The organism is Pseudarthrobacter sp. GQ63, from assembly GCF_059758765.1.
In genome coordinates this window covers 1-680 of record NZ_JCAXEF010000035.1, presented here as the reverse complement: position 1 = coordinate 680, position 680 = coordinate 1, and the positions used below count along the sequence as shown (strand labels likewise).

Genomic DNA, 680 nt, shown 5'->3' with positions numbered 1-680 from the left:
AACGCGGCGGCCACGACTACCGCAAGGTCTACGCCGCGTACAAGGCAGCCACCGAATTCAAGGGCAAACCCACCGTCATCCTCGCCAAAACCGTCAAAGGCTACGGCCTCGGACCGCACTTCGAGGGCCGCAACGCGACCCACCAGATGAAGAAACTCACCCTGGATGACCTGAAGAAGTTCCGCGACCACCTGCGGATCCCCGTCACGGACGAACAGCTCGAAAAAGACCTGTACCAGCCCCCGTACTACCACCCCGGTACGGACGCCCCGGAAATCAAGTACATGATGGAGCGCCGCGCGGCCCTGGGCGGGTCCGTTCCCGAACGCCGGTCCAAGCACGCCGAGATCACCCTGCCCGAGGCCAAGTCCTACGAGGTCGCCAAACGAGGCTCGGGCAAACAGCAGGCCGCCACCACCATGGCCTTCGTGCGCCTGCTCAAGGACCTGATGCGGGACAAGAACTTCGGCAAGCACATCGCCCCGATCATTCCGGACGAGGCACGCACGTTCGGCATGGACGCGTTCTTCCCCACCGCGAAGATCTACAACCCCAAGGGCCAGAACTACCTCTCCGTGGACCGGGACCTGGTCCTGGCCTACAAGGAATCCGCCCAGGGCCAGCTGATCCACCCCGGCATCAACGAAGCCGGCGCCGTGGCAGCCTTCACCGCCGCCGGC

1 pseudogene is annotated in these 680 nt (G+C 64.6%); it reads left to right on the top strand.

Annotation, left to right across the window (positions count from 1 at the left end):
- Window positions 1-680, top strand: a pseudogene (locus AC6CHP_RS20710) (pyruvate dehydrogenase (acetyl-transferring), homodimeric type); the annotation flags it as partial.